Consider the following 17,807-nt stretch of genomic DNA (forward strand, 5'->3'; position numbering starts at 1 on the left):
CAACCGTTACACCTCTTTTACCCACAAGCTCATATGGAATTCATTTTATTCGACTATAAATCACAAATATCAACACAAACCCCTTCAGCCAGATCGACAAAAGTCCGCGTATTCGAGAAGAGTCACACTCAAACACCACCCTTGGTTATTGGACGAATCGCCCTCCGCGCGCCCCGCTCTTAACACAACTTACAATTGCATCGGTTTATACGAAAGCATTTTCTCCACAATTTCCTCCAGCGGCATATCCTCGCACTTTTTCTGAAATATATAATCCATTGCACTCGGATCAATCACATTCGCATTCAAAATTTCAATGTCATTTTCAGCCTCCTCGTCGGAGGCATAATTTGACTCTCTCATTCTTCCGACCAGTACGATCAATTCATCCCTATTCATCGCCCGACCTCTCACTAGGGGCATGCAGGATCCAGCGCGGCCATCGGCACCCATATGGATCATCGACTACCGCCCCGTTTCGCTCTTATTGCATATCTCCGGCACCCTTTTCTCGAAACTTCCCTCCAGCGGGAGCGAGGGACAAATTGCCGCACGAAAACCGCTGCTTCTTCTATTTAAGTTAACCCAACCACCGATCGCGTTAAGGCTCCGGATAAACGGGAATCTTTCTTTCGCCACGAATTTCAAAAATCTTCACATCACCGCCGCCGCCCTCCACCGATAACACTCGATCAGGAAAACGCCCCTCCGGCCATTTAACCACTATCCCGACAATACTCCCATCAGCATCATATGAATAATTCGTCTCCGTATACTCAAGATTTCGTTTTTCAAGCTGAAATACACTAGAGACCTTTCCCTTTACATAGTTCAATCGCACAACTCGAGTCACCTGTGAATCGGGATTCTCTTTAAATGTATTTCCATATACGTACCGAGTTGCAGAATTTTCTGAATATTGATAAAAATCATCGGAACGCATCCAATCCTGGTTTCCGGGTGGACCGCCCAATTTACCATACGCAACCATATGTATTACTCGCCCTTGATCATCGTACGAATAACAATACCGTCGGGGTCCGGGCTCCGATTTGCCTTTCAACATACGGCCGGGCTTCACTCCAAGTATCTCAGTACGATAGGGCTCGAGAGAAAATGGGGCACCGACACCAGTTCCCCACCCTTCTGATTTAGTGTTCTCTTTCGCGTGCTTCAAAAACTTTGAATAAGCTCCATCACTTTCATGCAGCAGCTTAACAAGATCGTCTTTCTTCATTTCTCACCTATCTTTTCCTGGGGAAAGTCTTCCCGCTCTCAAGGTCGGTCCTTATTTTATCCAATCCAGCATGAAAATCGGGGACCGTATTTGCATTATCCAAATGATCAAAAACGTATTGTTTGTATGCGTTACTGTGAACACCTTCCCCAGCATGGGCGGTCGATAAGTCGCCGGCTAGGCGCGAGCCAGTGTCTTTAGGCAGCCAAGCACCATTTTCACCCGCATTGATTGGTATCCCGAGATTATCCATCTTGGTTCGCAACGCCACCATTCTCGGATCAGTCGAATTCGACATTACGATATGGTGCGCCCGGTAGTCAGCGCTAGGTCTGTTTCCAAGATTTTGTGCAAGTTCCTTCGCGTCACTGGAGCACGATAGCCCCCAGGGGTCAATCCAGGTTATAGGGTTGGGGGCGTATTGGTAAAGGTTAGCCCCTCCTACCACCCCAATCGGATCCGGATTAATGAATCGCCCGATGTCCGGATCGTAGAACCGGAAAGTGTTGTAGTGCAACCCGGTCTCGCGATCCAGATACTGCCCCTGGAAGCGCAGGTTCTGTGGTCGCGGTACGTGTGTCGGCGTCGGCGCGACCACAGACACTTCGCCCCACGTGGCTGTCGGCCGCTGCGGCACCCGCGCAATCCACTCCTCCTGCACCGCATTGCCCCACACCTTGTAGCGTGCCTGCCAGACCAGCTCGCCATCCGCGTCAGTCAGTTCCTCCGGCAGCCCCGAAACGTCGTTGTGGAAGTAGTAGACGGCATCCCGTGCATCCGCATCATTAGCCGCCGCCTTCCCTTGATCGATCCGAGCAAGCGGCACGTAACTATTGGACTCGTACAAATACGTCAGCGCTTCCTCACCACGACGATCGTGATACGTCTCCTGCACCAACCGCATGCCGTCCCACAGGAAATCCGTACTCGCGTAACTGCCGTTGAGCTTCCGGATCCGCCGCCCGAACGCGTCGTATTCGAAGTGCGTCGTCGCGATGCCGAGCCGGTCCTTCGTCACGACCGACTTCAACTGGTTCCAATCGTCGTATTCAAGAATCAGCTCTTTGGCCGGCCCGTGCCCGCTCAGCTTGCGAACCAGCCGCCCATACGAGTCGTACTCGAAGCGCTTGTCCTCGAACATCTTGAGCCGGTTGTGCTCGACAAAGCCGCCCGGGTGATCGCTCGACACCAGGTTGGCCGCCGCATCCCAGCGAAACACTTCCGACGGCAATCCCGGCCCCACGGCCTGCTCGATACGCCCCGTCGGGTCATACCGATAGTTCGTGGTGCCGTAGCGCTGATCGCGCTTCTGGATCACGTCGCCTGCTGCATCGTATTGCCACTGCTTCGCAAGCAACTCGCCGCCCACCGTACCTCGCTGCGCAGCGTGCCGCGCCCGACGCCCCACCGCGTCGTACCCGAAATGACTCGTCAGCTTGCCCTGCGTTCGTAGAATCTCGCGATGCAGGTCATCCCGCTCGATATCGGCCACCGTGGCGCCATCGAAACGAATCTGGTGCACATGCCCCGACCCGTAATGCAGCCAATCGATCGTTCGTTCGCCGGAAATCGTCGTGCTGACGCGATTGCCAAGCTCATCGTAAGTGTGCGCGAGCCAGCCAGTCGGCGTGTACTCCTCGACGACCTCACCGCGCGCGTCGTATTTCAGGCTGACCCGGTTCTTCAGCGACGGCCCACGCGCGGCAAGCGCGTACAACTCCGCCGATGTGATTCGACCGGCCTTGTCATACAGGTATTCACAACGCTCATGCGGAGCTTGCTTCGCCGTCAACTGCCCGATCGCATCGCGCTCGTATCGCGTCTCGATCTGTCCATCGCGGACAATCGTGCCCTGGCCGCACACGTCGTACTCGTAGGTACGCTTGTGGCCATCGAGCCCGATCTGCGCGGAAACCAGATCGCGCCGCTCATACTGAAAACGGTATGTCTCGCGATTTTCGTTGGTGAGGCTCGCAAGCCTGAAAGCATCGTCGTAACCGAACCGCACCACGCGATCCGCCGCATCCGTGCGAGACAACAGCAACCCACGCGGATCGAGTTCATACCGCGTCCGACGCTGATTCGCATCAACGACCTCGACGAGCCGCCCCGCCGCATCGTATCGAAACGTCTGACGCGCACCGTCAGCCGTCCCGATCCCGGTAACGCGCCCCATCGCATCCGTTTCATACACGGTGGCCTGCCCGGCCGCGTCCGTCACCCGCGCGAGCGCACCACGTGCGTCATACGCGAACCGCGTGACCTTGCCGGAACAATCGGTATACGACGTCAACTGCGCCCGACCATTCCATTCGAGGAACTTGTACCCGCCACGCGCATCGCGAATCGTATGAACGAGCCCGCGATCGTCCCGGTAATACTCGGTCGCGAAACCCGCAGGGTCGCGCGTCATCGTCAGGTTGCCGCGATCGTCGTAGCGATAGATCCAGCGCGCATTGGCCGGATCGGTTTCAGCGACGGGCAGATCGTAGTGCCCGTTCCACTCGGTCCGCTCGACCTGGCCGAGCGCATCGATACGCTGCGTCTGCCGCCCGCGCTCGTCATATTCGAAGCGCGTCGTATTCCCGGCCGGATCGGTCGTACTGACCAATTGCCGCATCGCGTTCCACTCGAGCCGCCACACATGGCCTTCGGCGTCGGTATGACTCGTCGGTTGCCGATCCTCGTTCCACGTCCATTGCGTGACGCGCCCGATCTGGTCGGCGATCGTCACCGAACGCTGAACGAGATCCGCATCGAACGTGTACGCTTCGCCGTCGTCGGTCCAGTGGCGCACGACACGCGCGTCGCGGCCGACGCCCTGCCACGCATAAAAGCACGTCAAGCCGCCGCGCAACGTGTGCTGCACCATCAGTCCGCGCTCGTAGCCGAACCGTCGCCCGACGTGGCCGCTGCGATCGGTCACGGCCACCAGTTCGCCGGCGTCGTTGTACGTGTAACACACGAGCGTATCGGGGCGTTCGCCGTCCACACCACGCGTCAGCTCGATCGCGGCGATGCGTCGGGGGTGCGACGAATCGTAGACAAGCGTCAACAAACGACCCGCGCTATCACGCAGCAGCCCGGGCCGCACGACGTCATCGGCCGCTTCCTGCTCCACCTCGATCCAGTTGCCGTTGCGATCCTCGAGACGCCACAGCTTGAGCGTCTCGCTGTCCGCATCGCTGCGCGCACGGCCGAAATCGCGATACAGACCGTCGACCGTTTCGACCACATAGTGACCGCCGGCGGTACAGATCAGATAGATGCCTTCAGGCACGCTGAAATGACTCTCACCCGGCGGCACGGCCGGAAATTCGATATCGCGCCCCTGCTCATCCCAATACGTGATCGACGTGACCTCGCCGTGCTCGCGCGCAATCCGCAGCTCGACGCTGATCGGCACGCTCCAGCCGGTGCCGAACAGGCTGTCCGCACGATCGTCATGGCTGCTGTAAAAACGCCGCCACACGATCGGCAGCGGCCCGGGCAAAGCGAAGTCGGTGTCGTCCGTGCCGTCGAGAACCTTGCCGCCGGTGATGACGTTCACCGGATGGCCGGCCGAAGGTCTCGCCAGACTGCCGAGCCACGTCCCGAACGCACTCGCCGCGAAATTCATCGCGATACACGGCACCTTGCTCTTCAGGAACTGCCCCCAGCTCATCTTGCCGCGGCCGCAAACCGCCAGCGCAATCCCCAGCGCGGCGCCGAGCCAGCCGAGCCGCGTCGCCGACTTGACGTCCCGCACGCGCTGCGTGCCGCCGCCGATGAAAACGTTATCGGAGCCTTCGGCGATCGTCCCGTCGCAAGTCGTCTTGTCGCCGACGCGCGCGGCCGGCTGATCGTTGATATAAACGCTCCCCGACCCATCGGCAATCATCTGCGGCCCAGGATGATCCGTGCACGCAACGGTGTCGAGATCCCCCGGCTGCGCGGCCCGCGCCGCCGGCTTGTCGTTGACGTACACGTTGCCGGAGCCGCTCGCGATCTTGCCCTTGATCTCGGGCGGCGCGATCGAATCGGCCAGCGCCTTCGCGCCGTCGTCGATGGCTTCGTTCATGCCGCTCGCTTCCATCAGCGCGCCGGATCCCACCGCGACGCCCACGCCGATCGCAATCACGAGCGGCGTCGCCAGCCCGGCCGTGCCGATTTCGAGCGCGGCGAGGCCGACGAACACCAGCCCCTCCATCGCCTCGGCCACCAACGCGCCGACGACGGCACCGCCGATCACCGACCCGACCGTGCCGGCAAGCTCGCCCCAGAACGACGTGTGCTGGATCGGGTCTTCGAAGCGGGCGGCGGCGAAGTGTTCCGCGCTCACGACGCGTCACCCGGCCCGAGCAGGGTCGGCCGAGCCGCGCGCGGCTGGAAACTGGCAAGCATGCGGTCGGCGATCGCCTGCTGTTCGTCGGTCAGCGGCGCCGCGCTGGTCAGCGTCATCACGAGCACGCGGCCGGCGTCGTCCGATGGGAACATGGTCTGCATCTGATGCCAGAGCCGGCCGTCCCGTTCGTGCGTGGAATCGATCTGGATGCCCGCGCGCCCGCCGACCACGATCGGCCGGCGCGCCTTCTCGGTGAGCATCCGCGCATCGCGCGACGCCACTTCCCATTCGCGCGCGACGAATGCGTCGAGATTCTCGCCGTCGCGAAACCGCCCGCGGGCGATCACGAGGTTGAGGCCGCCGGGGCCGACGTTCATCATCAGGATGTTGACGGTGCGGTCGAGCGCCGCGTCCGGCAGTTCGAAGGTGCCTTCGTGGATTGCGTAGTGCATGGCTGGTGTCGTTCGAGTTATTTGTTGAGGTCGATGCGCTTGCCGTTGACCATCACGCCGTCGTCGGTCATCAGGATCACGGAACCCTTGTGTTCGAGGCGGATGCCTTCCGGCGCGAGCGAGATCGAGCTGTCCTGCACCTTCAGCAGGATGCCGCGCTCGGCCACGTACATCTGCGTGCCGCCGCCGCCGTCCTTGGCCGGCGTCGTCACCTCGACGGTGGTCGCGGTCGTGCTGCGCTTCTCGGCGATCGTCTCGGTCAGGTTGCCCTGCGGAATCTGCTTCTCTTCGCTACCCGTCGCCACCAGCACGGTACGCATCGGGCCCAGCACCTTGTGCGTCTCGTTGTTCTCGACGACGGTGTTCATGTCCTTCTGCGCGTGCATGAAGAACTCCTGCATGCCGTTCGTATCGGTCATGCGGATTTCGTTCGACCCCTGCCCCTTGTGCGTCTGGCTCTTGATCCCCATCGTCTGGCCAGCCGCGCCGTGGTACGGATTACCTTGCTCGCCGTTGAACACGCGCCCGACGATCACCGGGTTGTCGGGATCGCCCTGGTTGAACGCGACCAGCACTTCCTGCTTGATCCGCGGAATCGCGGCCGCGCCCCAGCCGTCGCCGGCCCACGGTTGCGACACGCGCACCCACATCGAATCGGAGCCGTCCTTCTTGCCGCGCCGGTCCCACGGAAAGTGCACTTTCACGGCGCTGCCGTTGGTATAGATCTCCTCGCCCTTCGGCCCGACGACGATCGCCGACTGCGTGCCGTGAATCACCGGCTTCGGCGTCGCGCGCGGCGCACGGTACGGAATCTTCTTCGGCAGCAGCGCGAACGAATTGCGGTACGGCAGCTTCGCGCTGTGCTGCGTGTAGTCGTTCACCGCTTCATGACGCACGTGCAGGATCACGTATTCCTGGTTGTTCTCGAGGACGGGATGATTCGCCACCGTGACGGCGCCGGCCGTCGTCATGCGCCACGCATAGCCGCCGCCGGTATAGCGATGGGCCTGCGCCTCTTCGGCCTCCATCGCGAAACGCGCATAGCGGTTGCCGTCGTCGCCGTGGTCGTACAGCGACTGGTGCTCGAACCGCTCGGTCGCGTCGAGCCGCGCATGCTTGAGGTTCTGCGGCTCGGCCTCGACCAGCATCAGCGGCGACGACGGATTCTGGTAATTGAAGTCGCGAAACGTGACCTTGCCGACCCCGAAGCGCCGGCCCTCGTGCAACTGGTCGATACCGCTGTCCTCACTCGCCTCGGTCGCGGCGAACGGCACGGTGGCCAGCCCGTCGATCGGACGGAACAGCAGGTTCGTGTCGCCGATCACGAGGAAATGCTTGTCCTTCTCGTAGCGGTGCGTCCAGACCAGCCCCTCCTGCTCCATCAGCCGCGCGCAAAAGTTGTAGTAAGTCTCCTGATACATCACGACGTACTCGAGCGGCTTCTGGCTCGTCCGGATATCGAACACGAAATCGGAAAACCCGTGCTCCTGGAAAATCTCGGTGAGGATGTCCTGCGCGGTCTTGTTCTGGAAGATCCGGCAGTCGGTGGAGCGCGTCAGGAACCAGAACCACGGCACGGCCGTCAGGTGATACTGCGTGACGTTCCCGGGATTGCCGGCGCGGTCGAACGATGCGACGTAGCCGTCGAAGTAGCGGTCGGTATCGCCGGTGCCGGTTGCGACGAAGCGTTCGAGCGTCGACAGGCGCGCCTGCTGGTCGAAGCGGATCTTGACCTGCTGGCCGATCAGGTCGTCCGGGCGAAGGTCGTGGCGATGCGACAGCAGGTCGAGGTGAATCTCCGGCAACCGGTTCACGTACTCGTCGACGACGGCCGCGCTGACCAGCAGCACGTCCGGGCCGAGCGGCGTATCGAGCGTCACGTAGCGATTGAGCTGGGTCAGGCGCGCGGGGTTGGCGGCGCCGTTGATCACCTCGGCAATCGCGCCGGGCGTCTTGTCCATCAGCGAGAAACCGGTTTGCGCGAGTTGCATCGCGCGCTGGACGGTGTCGACGTGCCCGGCCAGGCCGGCGAGCGGGCCGACGCTTCCGGCAACACTCGATGCGATCGGACCTGCGAGGCCGCCGAGCGCGCTCAGGGAGCCGAGCGCACTGCCGCCCAAACCGTTGGGAATACCCCCGTTCGGAGCGAAACTCATTCTTGTTCCTTGCTTGTGTTCTCAGGTTCTGTCGGCCGGTTCGCCGGGCCGAAGCCTCGATAATGTAGGTCAAAACCCGGGGGCGCGAAAGACGCCTTCGCAAACGTTTTCGTTATCGCCCCAATAATCGGGAACTAGATCAAAGGCTGGGTGCCGGGACAAGGTTGCCCACGCCGAAGCACCGCACCGGTATGGGCTGAAAACAGCACGATCTGCACGAAGCTGTTAACCGGAACGTACGGCGCGAAAAACCGGTCCATCACGTGCGCGAACCCGCCCAGGCTGAACCCGGCGAAGCGCTGCTCGTCCACGACCAGCCGCACTTCCAGCCCTTGCACGAACGCCGAGGCCGGCTTGCCGGGCAGCCAGCACCGCACGCGCGCGGTCGACAACGAGACGAGCGCATCGAAGCGCCGTCCGGCATCGACCGAATCCTCCGCCCAGCGTGCGCAAAGCCGCCTGAGCTGAGCCAGGCCGCCTTTGTCCAGCCGGATCGCCTGTGGCACGAGAAGCGACAGCAGATCCCACAGTTCCCCGTGGCGGAAAGCCCGCGCCCGGCACCGGGTCGGCCGGTTCAGCAACATGATCGTTCCCACCGGGTCGCCTTCCGCCGGCGTCAGTTCGCACGCCTGCATCCCGGACAGGTCACCCTGGGTACAGGAAAGCCGGATCGCCAGATTGCGCTTGCCCGGATCGGCAGGTTGGCCGTCCCGGTCGGTGAGCTGGAGTTCGACGCCGTGGAGCGGCTCTGGCGTCTCGTCCGGGGCAGGCGTCGGTGTCGGCGCTTTGTCCGCCTGTTTGGCGTCGGGGTCGACAGGCTTCCGCTTCGGTGCCCGCCTCGCCTCGTCGCGCAATACAGTCCAGAACAACCCGGGACGGCCGTCCATGCCGTGCCGCAGGGAATGGAATGGCGCCAGTGCCGATGTCCCCGCGTCGGAAATCTCACGCACGGAGTCGATCGACCAGATGTCCGTGCGCGGCGTACCGGCCTGAGCCAGCGCCTTCACCGGGTAATACGCGCAACCGGCACGCGTCTCGATCGGCGCAGCATCGTCCGGGAACAGGTTGATCACGGGCGTACAGAACAAGCGCACATGGTCCGCCGTCGCGGCGGCCAGACGCTGGGCGCGATGCGAGTCCCGATGCACGCCGGCGATCGCGAGATGCAGCGCGACGCGACGACCGTCGCCGGCGGCACGCTTGAGCAGCCTCATGTCGACGTCGACAAAGTCGAAACGCTCCGGAGCGGCGCAGTACGTCATCAGCAGGTGAAACGGCCCGAGGGCGTCGTCGGGCGGCGGGGCGAGCAGCGCATCGGCCGGCTCGACGCCGACGGCCGTGATCGCCACGCCCGGCAGGCGCTTCCAGCGACCGGACTCGCCCACTTCGGCGAAACTTCGTACGGCAAGCAGCAGCGCGGCGTCCGCGAGTGCAGCGACAACCTCGCGCGCACCGGTGAAGTGCAGGCGCAGCCTGTCCGGCACGATCGCAAACGTGGCTTCCGATGCAGTCAGCTCGAACGTGATGCTCAGGAAGCCGGACGTTTCGGCGGGCAACGCCGCGTCTCGCGGTGCGATCGCCGACGTCGTGTAACGCACGGCCGCGACGGTCAACGGCACGATCGTGACGTCATCTGTCATCCGAAATACTTCGCGGCCGGCCGGCGCGATCAATCGGTCACCGCGGGGGATGACGCGAGGTGCGGTCTGCTTGTCGGTCTGGCCGCCACGAAATTGCGCAATCGCGCAGGAAGGAAACGGGCGCAGGAACGTGCCGTGCAGCGATTCGAGAAGGCTGTGTGAAAACGCAGGCACGTCATCCTCGAGACGGATGTCGTGAGACGCCGCCAGCAACGCGAACGACTGCAACAAGCGTTCGACGTGCGGGTCGTCCGAATGCTCGCCAGTGATCGCAAGGCGCGCGGCGATCTTGGGAAAGCGCTGCGCGAACGTCTGCATCGAACGGCGCAGCAGCGCAAGCTCACGTTCGAAATGCCGAAGCAGGTCGTTGGGTTCCAGGGCCATACACGTTCCGGTAGCCGCTGCACTCGCCGCTTGGCCATGCAGCGTTCAAAAAAGGCGGAACGATTTTATTCAGGCAGTTGAAAACTTCGTTTCAGATTTTCCGGGAAACTTCCAGTCACGCGTGTCCGTTTCGTGCCGCAGATCCGGCCCGGTTGCCGTGATCATCAAGGTTCGCCGCTCGCGAATGGACGTTCGGGCTTCTGCATGGCAATGGTGGCAAACTGTTACAGCCCAACGCATGCGCTCCCCTCACCGCGGCGACACCACAATCGCCGCCCTCCGGTTCTGCGCCCGCCCGGCGGGTGTCCGGTTATCCCCCACCGGATCGCTCTTCCCCTTCCCGACCACCGCGATCTGCTTGCCGTCCAGCCCCACATCCACCAGCTCGATCGCCACCACCTCCGCCCGCCGCCGGGACAACTCGAGATCGTAAGCCGTCTCCCCTTCCTCGTCCGAGTACCCATAAACCCGCACACCGTTGATCCCGGCCGACCTCAACGTCCTCCCGATCCGCTCGACGATCCGCCTGACGACCGGCTTGAGGTTGTACCGATCAAAGTCAAACAAAATCGGCCCCGTCGACCCGAACTCGAACCCCTGCTCGGTCTCCTGAAACCCGGCCGACTTCAGCGCCGTGACTTGCGTCTGCGTGAGCCCACGATGAAGCGGCGGCGTCTTGCACCCGCCGAGCAGCAGGCACAGCAGCACCGCGCTCGCGACGCACATCCTCCCCATGCTCACAGATAACGCGTTTTTCATCACAGTCCCCTTGCTTCGCATGCGCCCGCATCGCGTGCGCTTCTTATCCCGCCGCCGCGGCCTCGCCCGCAGCGCGAAACGATCGACGTCAAACCGGCCCGGCTACGCCTTCCGACAACTGCCACGACCCCGGCCGCGCACGCTTGGCGCGGTACATCGCGGCATCCGCCGCGCGCAGCAAGCCGCTCGCGTCGGACGCATGGTCGGGATACAGCGCAACGCCGGCACTCATCATGGTGGCCACCATGCGTCCGTCGGGCAACTCGATCGACGACACCATGCCGGACAAAATCTGGTCGGCGATCAGGCACACGCTGTCCGTGTCGCGCACACCCGTCAGCATCACCGCGAATTCATCGCCGCCCAGGCGAGCGACGAGATCGGTTTCGCGCACCTGCGCGCGCAACCGTGCCGCGACGCCGACCAGCACCGCATCGCCGGCATCGTGGCCAAGGCAGTCGTTGATTTCCTTGAAGCGGTCGCAGTCGAGATACAGGATGGCGACCCGCTGTCCCGTCAACACGGCGTCGCAGAGTGCAAGCGACAGACGCGACTCGAACTGCACGCGGTTGGGCAAACCGGTGAGCGCATCGTGCGTCGCCTTGTATTCGAGCGACGCGTTCTCGTCGCGCAGCGTGTTCTGCCATTCCTCGAGTTCATCGAGCAGCGCATTGAAGTCGTCGCCGAGCTGGTTCAGTTCGGCGATCGCCACCGGCTCGACACGACGCGCGAATGCACGCTCGCGCCGCACGGCGTGCGCGACGGCGGCAAGCGCGCGCAGCGGCGCGACGATATTGCGCAGCAGACGCTTCGAGCTGATGTAAGCGCCGAACACGCTGACGACGAGACAGCCGAGAATGCCGCCGATGCCGCCGAGCAGGAATCCGAAGAACTGATGCCCGCGGCCACGCACGATCACCTGACCGACGACGATGCCGTCGTGCATCACCGGAACGGTCACGGCGCCCGGCAACGCGAGAGCGGCGACGACGCGCTCGAGCCCGGCGATCCGGCCGCCGGCAGGCAGCTTCCAGGTCGCGAACAACTGCCCCTTGTTGTCCGTGACCACCACCTGCGCGACGTCCTCATCGCTGGCGATCGTCGCGATCGCTTCGCTCGCCGCGGCACGGTCGCCGAACACGAGCGCCGCCTCGACCGTGTAACCGAGCGAGCGGGCCAGCAGGTTGAGGTTGTTGCCGGCATACGCACGCAACGCGATCACGGCGACGACGATCAGCGACACGGCGGCCATCGTCACCGCGACGAACGCCAGGCGCAGGTGCGCGCGGCGCAACACGCTTTGCAGCGTCGGGCGCGGCACGCGTGAGGACGCGATGGGGGGCGCGGAACGTGTCATGGCGTCAGCGTCCGCCGCGCGAGGTTGAGCACGTTCGGATGCACGCGCACGCCACTGCGCGCGACGGCGTCGAGATTGATGTCGAACGTCACGTGCTCGCCTTCGACCGTCAGACAGAACATGCTGCCCGCGGTGCACGACGGATCGTGTTCGGCGATGGTCAGCACCGGACGGCCGGCGAGCGCGGTTCTCACCCGCATTCGCTCGTCGTTGCCGAGCGCGCCGAGATACACGACGTCGCAGGCGATGCCGAGCGAGGGATCGTCGAAGCGGACGCGCTGCACGTCGAGCACGGTCGAGCCGGCCTGCATCGTGTCGGTGAGGTCGCCCGCGTAGTCGGGCCTGCCCGTCACGCACAGATGCAGGCGCACGGGCGTCGTCGGCCAGCGCGTGAAACTGACGATGCCGAGCACGACCTGGCGTACGTTGGAGTCGTGTGACGAAAAGGCGGGACCCGTCGGGCCGGCGGGCGTCGCGGTGGCTGCGACGTGCATCGTGTCGACCGGGTCGCCCCTGTCGGCAAGCGATCCGGCGAGGACGGAAGGGACAACGCTCAGAACGCAAACGATTGCGATGAATGCGTGACGCAACGACGCGACTCGGCCCGACCGGCCGCACGCCGTCCGCGCGGCGATTGCCGCCGCACCCGCTGGCGTCGATGCGGCCGCATGCTTCGCGGCCGTCGCGCACACACTCGCATCCATGATGGAAACATCGGTTGCAGTCGTTCCCGGCCCTGCCTCCTGCCTGCCGTGTGCGTGCGCAGGTACCGTGTCACGCACATGATTGCTTCCATCTTAGGTAAAAATTCGCAACCCGAACCAGTGGGATACTCCCGCCAAATAACCGTCGGAAAGTATGTTGAATCAGCGTTGAGCCTGGTGATGGCGGTGAAAGCGAAGCGCAACGCCGATCTGAATTCGGCTTCCGCAGATTGATCAGCGGATAGGACGACCGTGCGCATCAAGCACATGCAGTTTCGCAGAGGCGCACCGGGCCGGTTTCCAATACGCATCGATGCACAGCCAGTAAAAGTTGCTGCACGATTCCGCGCCTGACGAAACGGATCCGTCATACGATGCGCGACACGACAAGGATTCATGCGCCCGCGGAAAACGGTACCTACTTCGCTTTACACGGCACGGTCCGGAATACATACCCGTACCCGTCCTTCACGGCCTCCGACACACTGTCGTCACCGATGCGTGCGAACAACCCCGCACGACTGTCCCCACGGCACGCGCTTGCCGCCGAATACGTCGTCCGTACCAGCACGTGAGAAAACAGCGTCCGGGTCTCGATACTGCCTATGAGATAGGTGGGCCCCATCAGCAACGCTATTGCCCAGAACACCATGCCACACGGCGCCAGCATGGCAATCACCTGGCGAAGCCGCTTCCGGCCGTCAGGCTCCGTTTTTTTTAGCCCGAACCTGAGCCTTCTCCAGGTCACGGTCATCCGTTCAGCTCCGTGCGTGCTGAATATCCTGACTTGATTTGCAGCATGCTGAATGATCATGCTGCCGACCAGGAAAACCAACTGAAATACGAAGAACGCAACGAGCATAAGTCCCGCTGCCTGAACCAGACGCAGCGCGAAAAATACGGAAGCCGACAGGCCCGTGAAGCTGGAAAAGTGGTCGGCGGTTTCATGCGTCAGCGTCAGGACCAGTCGCTCCGCGTCCGAGTGCGCGAGCCAAAGCGCGATCGACGCCACCGCCAGATAGGCGCCCTTTCCCAATACCTTGCTCCACGTCCAGCGCGCGACCAGGCTCAACACATGGTAGATGTGTCGAGCAGCCGCGTATGCAAGGAGAAGAAACACCGGTATGGAGAAACGGCCGATCCGCGGCATATCCAGCCCAATCCACAGGATTCCGGAAAGCAGCAACATCATTGCGACCAGACCATAAGCCACGGTGACATCCGGAGGAAGTTTCGCGATCGGGCGCAGTTTCCGCATGACTCTGACCGTGCGGCGGATCAGCCATGTTCGAAATGGCCGCAGCATGGGGATCCATTCACGCAAGATCCCATACAGCATCGTTGCCGAAATCGCACCGACCACAAGTCTGATCACCAGCTGAAACCTGAGGAGCTGCAGGATGACGAACAGTCCCGCCAAAACGGCTGCGCTGCGAACGAGCGGCGATCGATGCCACGGAATTGCGGCAGGTTGTCGGGCCTCGGAAATATTGTTTTCGGGCATGGAGCGCTCTCGTGACCAGTTGGCAAATTCGACGAAGTCGCCCGCTCTCCAGGTACTCGAATCGCTCCGGAAGTGAGAAATGCAATTTGCGCGACGCCTTCGTATCCGGCTGCGTACGGCCGGCCGCCTAGCGTACAACCGGAATGGTTGTTGCGACAACCTCACGGCCAAGCGCCCGATTCGCGCATCGTCGCGTTCGCGAGTATCCTAGCTGATCATTCGATTGCAATTCCGAGCACCCGACCGAAGCGCCGTCGCCGACTTCGAGTGTTGATCGCTAACCGTCTATTTCGCCTTCCCTCATGGACTTCGACGTAATCGTTCTGGGCGCGGGCATCGTCGGCGTCTCCGCCGCGCTGCACCTGCAGGATCGCGGCCGCAAGGTCGCCCTCGTCGACCGCGGCGCGCCCGGCGAAGGCACGAGCTTCGGCAACGCGGGGCTGATCGAGCGCTCGTCGGTCGAGCCGTATCCGTTCCCGCGCAGCCCGTTCACGCTGATGCGCTACGCGCTGAACCGCTCCACCGATCTCTACTGGCACAGCACGTCGCTGCCCGCGTTCGCGCCGTGGCTCGCGAGGTTCTGGTGGGAATCGGCGCCGCTGCGTCACGCGGCGGCCTCGCGCGACATGCTGCCGCTGATCGAGCGCTGCATCGTCGAGCACGACGCGCTGATCGCACGCGCCGGCGCCACCGAGCTGATCCGCGCGAGCGGCTGGATGGAAGCGTTCCGCACGCCGGCCGCGTTCGAACGCGCCGTCACCGATGCGGGACTCACCGCGCGCCGCCACGGGCTCGGCATCACGCCGCTCGATGCCGCGACGCTGCGCGCGCAGGAACCGAGCCTCGCGCCCGGCTTCTGCGGCGCGCTGCACTGGCTCGATCCGAAAAGCGTCGTCGATCCGTCCGCGCTCGTCAAAACCTATGCGCAACTCTTCGTGCAAGGCGGCGGCACGCTGCTCACGGGCGATGCGGCGAGCCTCGACGCGCTGTCGCCCGGCTGGCAGGTCACGACGGACGACGGCAAGATCGCCGCGCCGGCCGTGGTCGTCGCGCTCGGCCCGTGGTCCGACACGGTGTTCGGCAAGTTCGGCTACAAGATTCCGCTGCGCGAGAAGCGCGGCTATCACATGCACTACGCGCCGTCCGAACGCGGCGCGCCGTCGGCGCCGATCGTCGATCGCGAATACGGCTACGTGATCGCGCCGATGCGGCGCGGCTTGCGGCTGACCACCGGCGTCGAGATCGCCCGGCGCGGCCTGCCGCCGACCGGCGTACAACTCGAGCGCGCGGAACGCGTCGCGCGCCCGGTGTTCGGCTTCGGCGAACGGCTCGACCCGCAGCCGTGGCTCGGCTTCCGGCCGTGCACGCCCGACATGCGGCCGGTGATCGGCCCCGCGCCCGCGCATCGCGGGCTGTGGTTCTCGTTCGGACACAACCATCACGGGCTCACGCTCGGCCCCGTCTCCGGCCGCCTGCTGGCCGAGATGATGACCGGCGAAGCGCCGTTTACCGACCCGACGCCCTACCGCGCCGACCGCTTCTGATTGCGCTCGCCCGCGCTCAGTCGAGCGCGCGGCCGAAGATCCGGATCACCTCGTCGAGATGCTCGGCCATCGCACGGCGCGCGGCCTCCGGGTCGCGCGCACGGATCGCGTCGAGGATCGCGCGGTGTTCGAGCTCCGAGCGGTGCGGCATGTCGTTGGGCATGTACAGCGACTGCAGCCGCTGGAACATCAGGTCGTACTTGTGCGCGAGCAGCTGCTTGATCATCAGCGCATACGCGGGGTTGTCGCTCGCTTCCGCGATACGGATATGGAACAACCGGTCGCCCGGATGCGTGAGCGAGCCGCTGCGGTTGTCTTCCTGGTTGCGCAGGAACGCCGCGTGAATCCCTTCGATCTGCGCGTCCGAGCCGTGCTTCGCGGCGAGCGACGCGGCTTCCGGCTCGATCAGCCGGCGCGCCTGCAGCAGCGCGAACGGCGGGATTTCGGTATCGAGGTCGAGCGCGATGCCGAGCTCGGGATCGATCTCGACGACCGGGAACGGCGCAACCTTCGTATCGGGCCGCGGCTCCGGCGCGGCGGCCGCCTCGGGTTGGCGCACCTTCACGCCGTCGCCGACACGCACGCTGACGAGCCCGCTGACTTCGAGCGCGATCAGCGCCTCGCGCACCGACGTGCGCGACACGCCGAACTGCTCGGCCAGTTCGCGCTCGGGCGGCAAATAGCTGCCCGGCGGGAAGTCGCCGGACTCGATCATCGTGCTGAGCTTGTCGGCGATCTGCTGGTAGAGGCGGCGGTTCTGAATCGGCTGGATGGACATACGTTGATACAGGTAAGCGATTGCATTGCGGACGGTCTGACGAATGGAGCGCGCGCGTCGGGCCGTTCGCGCCTATTTTATATGCGGGGCTTCGAATCGCCGGGCAGCGCATAGCAACGCGCGGCCGTGCCGCCCCACAGCGCGTTGCGCTCGGCCGCCGACAACCGCGCTTCGGCCCAGCGCTCGACCAGCGACGCCACTTCGTCATACGACGCCGCAAGCAGGCACACGGGCCAGTCCGACCCGAACATCAGCCGCTGCGGGCCGAACGCGTCGAGCGCCGCGTCGAGGCATTGCTCGATGTGCCGGATGTCCTGCCCGCGCAGGCCGCGCCGCCAGTCCGTCTCGGTCACGAGCCCCGACAGCTTGCACACGACGTGCGGCAGCGCGCCCAGCTCGCGCAACCCGGCACGCCAGCGGGCAAGCGCAGCGCCATCGCGGTGGAATTCGGCGAGCGGCGGCTTGCCGGCATGATCGAGCACGAGCCAGTGCGCATCGTGCCGCGCGCAGAACGCGCGCACGTCGGGCAACTGGCGCTCGAACACGAGCACGTCGTACACATAGCCGTTCGCCTGCAGCCACGCGACACCGCGATTGAACGCGGGATCCGCGACGAACGCGCCGACGTCGGCTTCGTCCTGCACCTGGTGACGAAAGCCGCGCAGCTTCGGGCTGCGCCATTCGGCGATGCGCTCGGCGAGTTCCGGCGCACCGAGATCCTCCCAGCCGACCACCGCCGCGATGTGCGCATCGTCGCGGGCGAGATCGAGCAGGAACGCCGTCTCGTCGCGCCCGGCGCGCGCCTGCACCGCGATCGACGCGCCGAGCGCCTGTGCATGCATCTGCGGCCACAGCGCGTCGGGCAGGTAGTCGCGGGCGAGCACGCCCATGCCGGGACCGATCCACGGATAGTCGGCCGCGCGGTAACGCCAGAAGTGCTGGTGGGAATCGATACGCACTGCGCCCAT

General features: G+C 63.9%; 14 protein-coding genes. 2 read left to right on the top strand and 12 right to left on the bottom strand.

Annotation, left to right across the window (positions count from 1 at the left end; all coding sequences use genetic code 11):
• Positions 1-189 precede the first annotated feature (189 nt).
• From DIE04_RS22975 to DIE04_RS23025, 9 genes are all read right to left on the bottom strand, one after another.
• Positions 190-453, bottom strand: a complete 264-nt coding sequence (locus tag DIE04_RS22975; protein WP_221621957.1) for a hypothetical protein — start codon at positions 451-453, stop codon at positions 190-192.
• A 148-nt stretch (positions 454-601) separates the two neighbouring features.
• Entirely contained in the window at positions 602-1,237 is a 636-nt protein-coding gene (locus DIE04_RS22980) for a hypothetical protein (RefSeq protein WP_124523188.1), read from the bottom strand.
• A 7-nt stretch (positions 1,238-1,244) separates the two neighbouring features.
• A complete protein-coding gene (locus DIE04_RS30205; protein ID WP_260426271.1) occupies positions 1,245-5,558 on the bottom strand; it encodes an RHS repeat-associated core domain-containing protein in 4,314 nt (1,437 codons plus the stop codon).
• Positions 5,555-6,013 carry a DcrB-related protein gene (locus tag DIE04_RS23000; RefSeq protein WP_039323783.1) on the bottom strand — a complete coding sequence of 153 codons (459 nt, stop codon included), beginning with the start codon at positions 6,011-6,013 and terminating at the stop codon, positions 5,555-5,557. The genes DIE04_RS30205 and DIE04_RS23000 overlap by 4 nt, the downstream gene beginning before the upstream one ends.
• A gap of 17 nt (positions 6,014-6,030) precedes the next feature.
• Complete coding sequence (locus DIE04_RS23005; protein WP_124523184.1) at positions 6,031-8,169, bottom strand: type VI secretion system Vgr family protein; 2,139 nt, start codon at positions 8,167-8,169, stop codon at positions 6,031-6,033.
• 134 nt (positions 8,170-8,303) lie between these two features.
• On the bottom strand, positions 8,304-10,193 hold the full coding sequence (gene tssF / locus DIE04_RS23010; protein ID WP_124523182.1) for a type VI secretion system baseplate subunit TssF: 1,890 nt from the start codon (positions 10,191-10,193) through the stop codon (positions 8,304-8,306).
• Positions 10,194-10,442: 249 nt separating this feature from the next.
• Positions 10,443-10,952, bottom strand: coding sequence for an OmpA family protein (locus DIE04_RS23015; protein ID WP_044847820.1), 510 nt, complete (start codon positions 10,950-10,952; stop codon positions 10,443-10,445).
• Positions 10,953-11,040: 88 nt separating this feature from the next.
• Positions 11,041-12,309, bottom strand: coding sequence for a diguanylate cyclase domain-containing protein (locus DIE04_RS23020; RefSeq protein ID WP_124523180.1), 1,269 nt, complete (start codon positions 12,307-12,309; stop codon positions 11,041-11,043).
• Positions 12,306-13,013, bottom strand: a complete 708-nt coding sequence (locus tag DIE04_RS23025; RefSeq protein ID WP_124523178.1) for a YfiR family protein — start codon at positions 13,011-13,013, stop codon at positions 12,306-12,308. The genes DIE04_RS23020 and DIE04_RS23025 overlap by 4 nt, the downstream gene beginning before the upstream one ends.
• Before the next feature lie 78 nt (positions 13,014-13,091).
• Between DIE04_RS23025 and DIE04_RS29865 the strand changes: the two genes are divergently transcribed.
• A complete protein-coding gene (locus DIE04_RS29865) occupies positions 13,092-13,247 on the top strand; it encodes a hypothetical protein (RefSeq protein ID WP_185500410.1) in 156 nt (51 codons plus the stop codon).
• Positions 13,248-13,431: 184 nt separating this feature from the next.
• Here the strand turns inward: DIE04_RS29865 and DIE04_RS23030 are convergent, their stop codons facing one another.
• Positions 13,432-14,517, bottom strand: a complete 1,086-nt coding sequence (locus DIE04_RS23030; RefSeq protein WP_124523176.1) for a hypothetical protein — start codon at positions 14,515-14,517, stop codon at positions 13,432-13,434.
• A gap of 302 nt (positions 14,518-14,819) precedes the next feature.
• On the opposite strand from DIE04_RS23030, the gene DIE04_RS23035 reads away from it, so the two are divergent.
• Positions 14,820-16,061, top strand: coding sequence for an FAD-binding oxidoreductase (locus tag DIE04_RS23035; protein WP_124485219.1), 1,242 nt, complete (start codon positions 14,820-14,822; stop codon positions 16,059-16,061).
• A gap of 16 nt (positions 16,062-16,077) precedes the next feature.
• On the opposite strand, the gene DIE04_RS23040 is transcribed toward DIE04_RS23035, so the two are convergent.
• Together DIE04_RS23040 and DIE04_RS23045 are read right to left on the bottom strand one after the other, a co-directional pair.
• The gene (locus DIE04_RS23040; RefSeq protein ID WP_124523174.1) at positions 16,078-16,839 is read right to left on the bottom strand and encodes a FadR/GntR family transcriptional regulator; all 762 of its coding nucleotides are present in this window, start codon (positions 16,837-16,839) and stop codon (positions 16,078-16,080) included.
• A gap of 77 nt (positions 16,840-16,916) precedes the next feature.
• The gene (locus DIE04_RS23045) at positions 16,917-17,807 is read right to left on the bottom strand and encodes an amidohydrolase (RefSeq protein WP_124485217.1); all 891 of its coding nucleotides are present in this window, start codon (positions 17,805-17,807) and stop codon (positions 16,917-16,919) included.

It is taken from the genome of Burkholderia sp. Bp8994, assembly GCF_003853805.1.
Taxonomy (GTDB): Bacteria; Pseudomonadota; Gammaproteobacteria; order Burkholderiales; family Burkholderiaceae; genus Burkholderia.

Excerpts from the sequence above, each read along its gene's own strand:
- DIE04_RS22975 (WP_221621957.1), bottom strand. The coding sequence starts at position 453 with ATGGGTGCCGATGGCCGCGCTGGATCCTGCATGCCCCTAGTGAGAGGT.
- DIE04_RS22980 (WP_124523188.1), bottom strand. The coding sequence starts at position 1,237 with ATGAAGAAAGACGATCTTGTTAAGCTGCTGCATGAAAGTGATGGAGCT.
- DIE04_RS23000 (WP_039323783.1), bottom strand. The coding sequence starts at position 6,013 with ATGCACTACGCAATCCACGAAGGCACCTTCGAACTGCCGGACGCGGCG.
- DIE04_RS23005 (WP_124523184.1), bottom strand. The coding sequence starts at position 8,169 with ATGAGTTTCGCTCCGAACGGGGGTATTCCCAACGGTTTGGGCGGCAGT.
- tssF (WP_124523182.1), bottom strand. The coding sequence starts at position 10,193 with ATGGCCCTGGAACCCAACGACCTGCTTCGGCATTTCGAACGTGAGCTT.
- DIE04_RS23015 (WP_044847820.1), bottom strand. The coding sequence starts at position 10,952 with ATGAAAAACGCGTTATCTGTGAGCATGGGGAGGATGTGCGTCGCGAGC.
- DIE04_RS23020 (WP_124523180.1), bottom strand. The coding sequence starts at position 12,309 with ATGACACGTTCCGCGCCCCCCATCGCGTCCTCACGCGTGCCGCGCCCG.
- DIE04_RS23025 (WP_124523178.1), bottom strand. The coding sequence starts at position 13,013 with ATGGATGCGAGTGTGTGCGCGACGGCCGCGAAGCATGCGGCCGCATCG.
- DIE04_RS29865 (WP_185500410.1), top strand. The coding sequence starts at position 13,092 with ATGATTGCTTCCATCTTAGGTAAAAATTCGCAACCCGAACCAGTGGGA.
- DIE04_RS23030 (WP_124523176.1), bottom strand. The coding sequence starts at position 14,517 with ATGCCCGAAAACAATATTTCCGAGGCCCGACAACCTGCCGCAATTCCG.
- DIE04_RS23035 (WP_124485219.1), top strand. The coding sequence starts at position 14,820 with ATGGACTTCGACGTAATCGTTCTGGGCGCGGGCATCGTCGGCGTCTCC.
- DIE04_RS23040 (WP_124523174.1), bottom strand. The coding sequence starts at position 16,839 with ATGTCCATCCAGCCGATTCAGAACCGCCGCCTCTACCAGCAGATCGCC.
- DIE04_RS23045 (WP_124485217.1), bottom strand. The coding sequence starts at position 17,807 with ATGGGCGCAGTGCGTATCGATTCCCACCAGCACTTCTGGCGTTACCGC.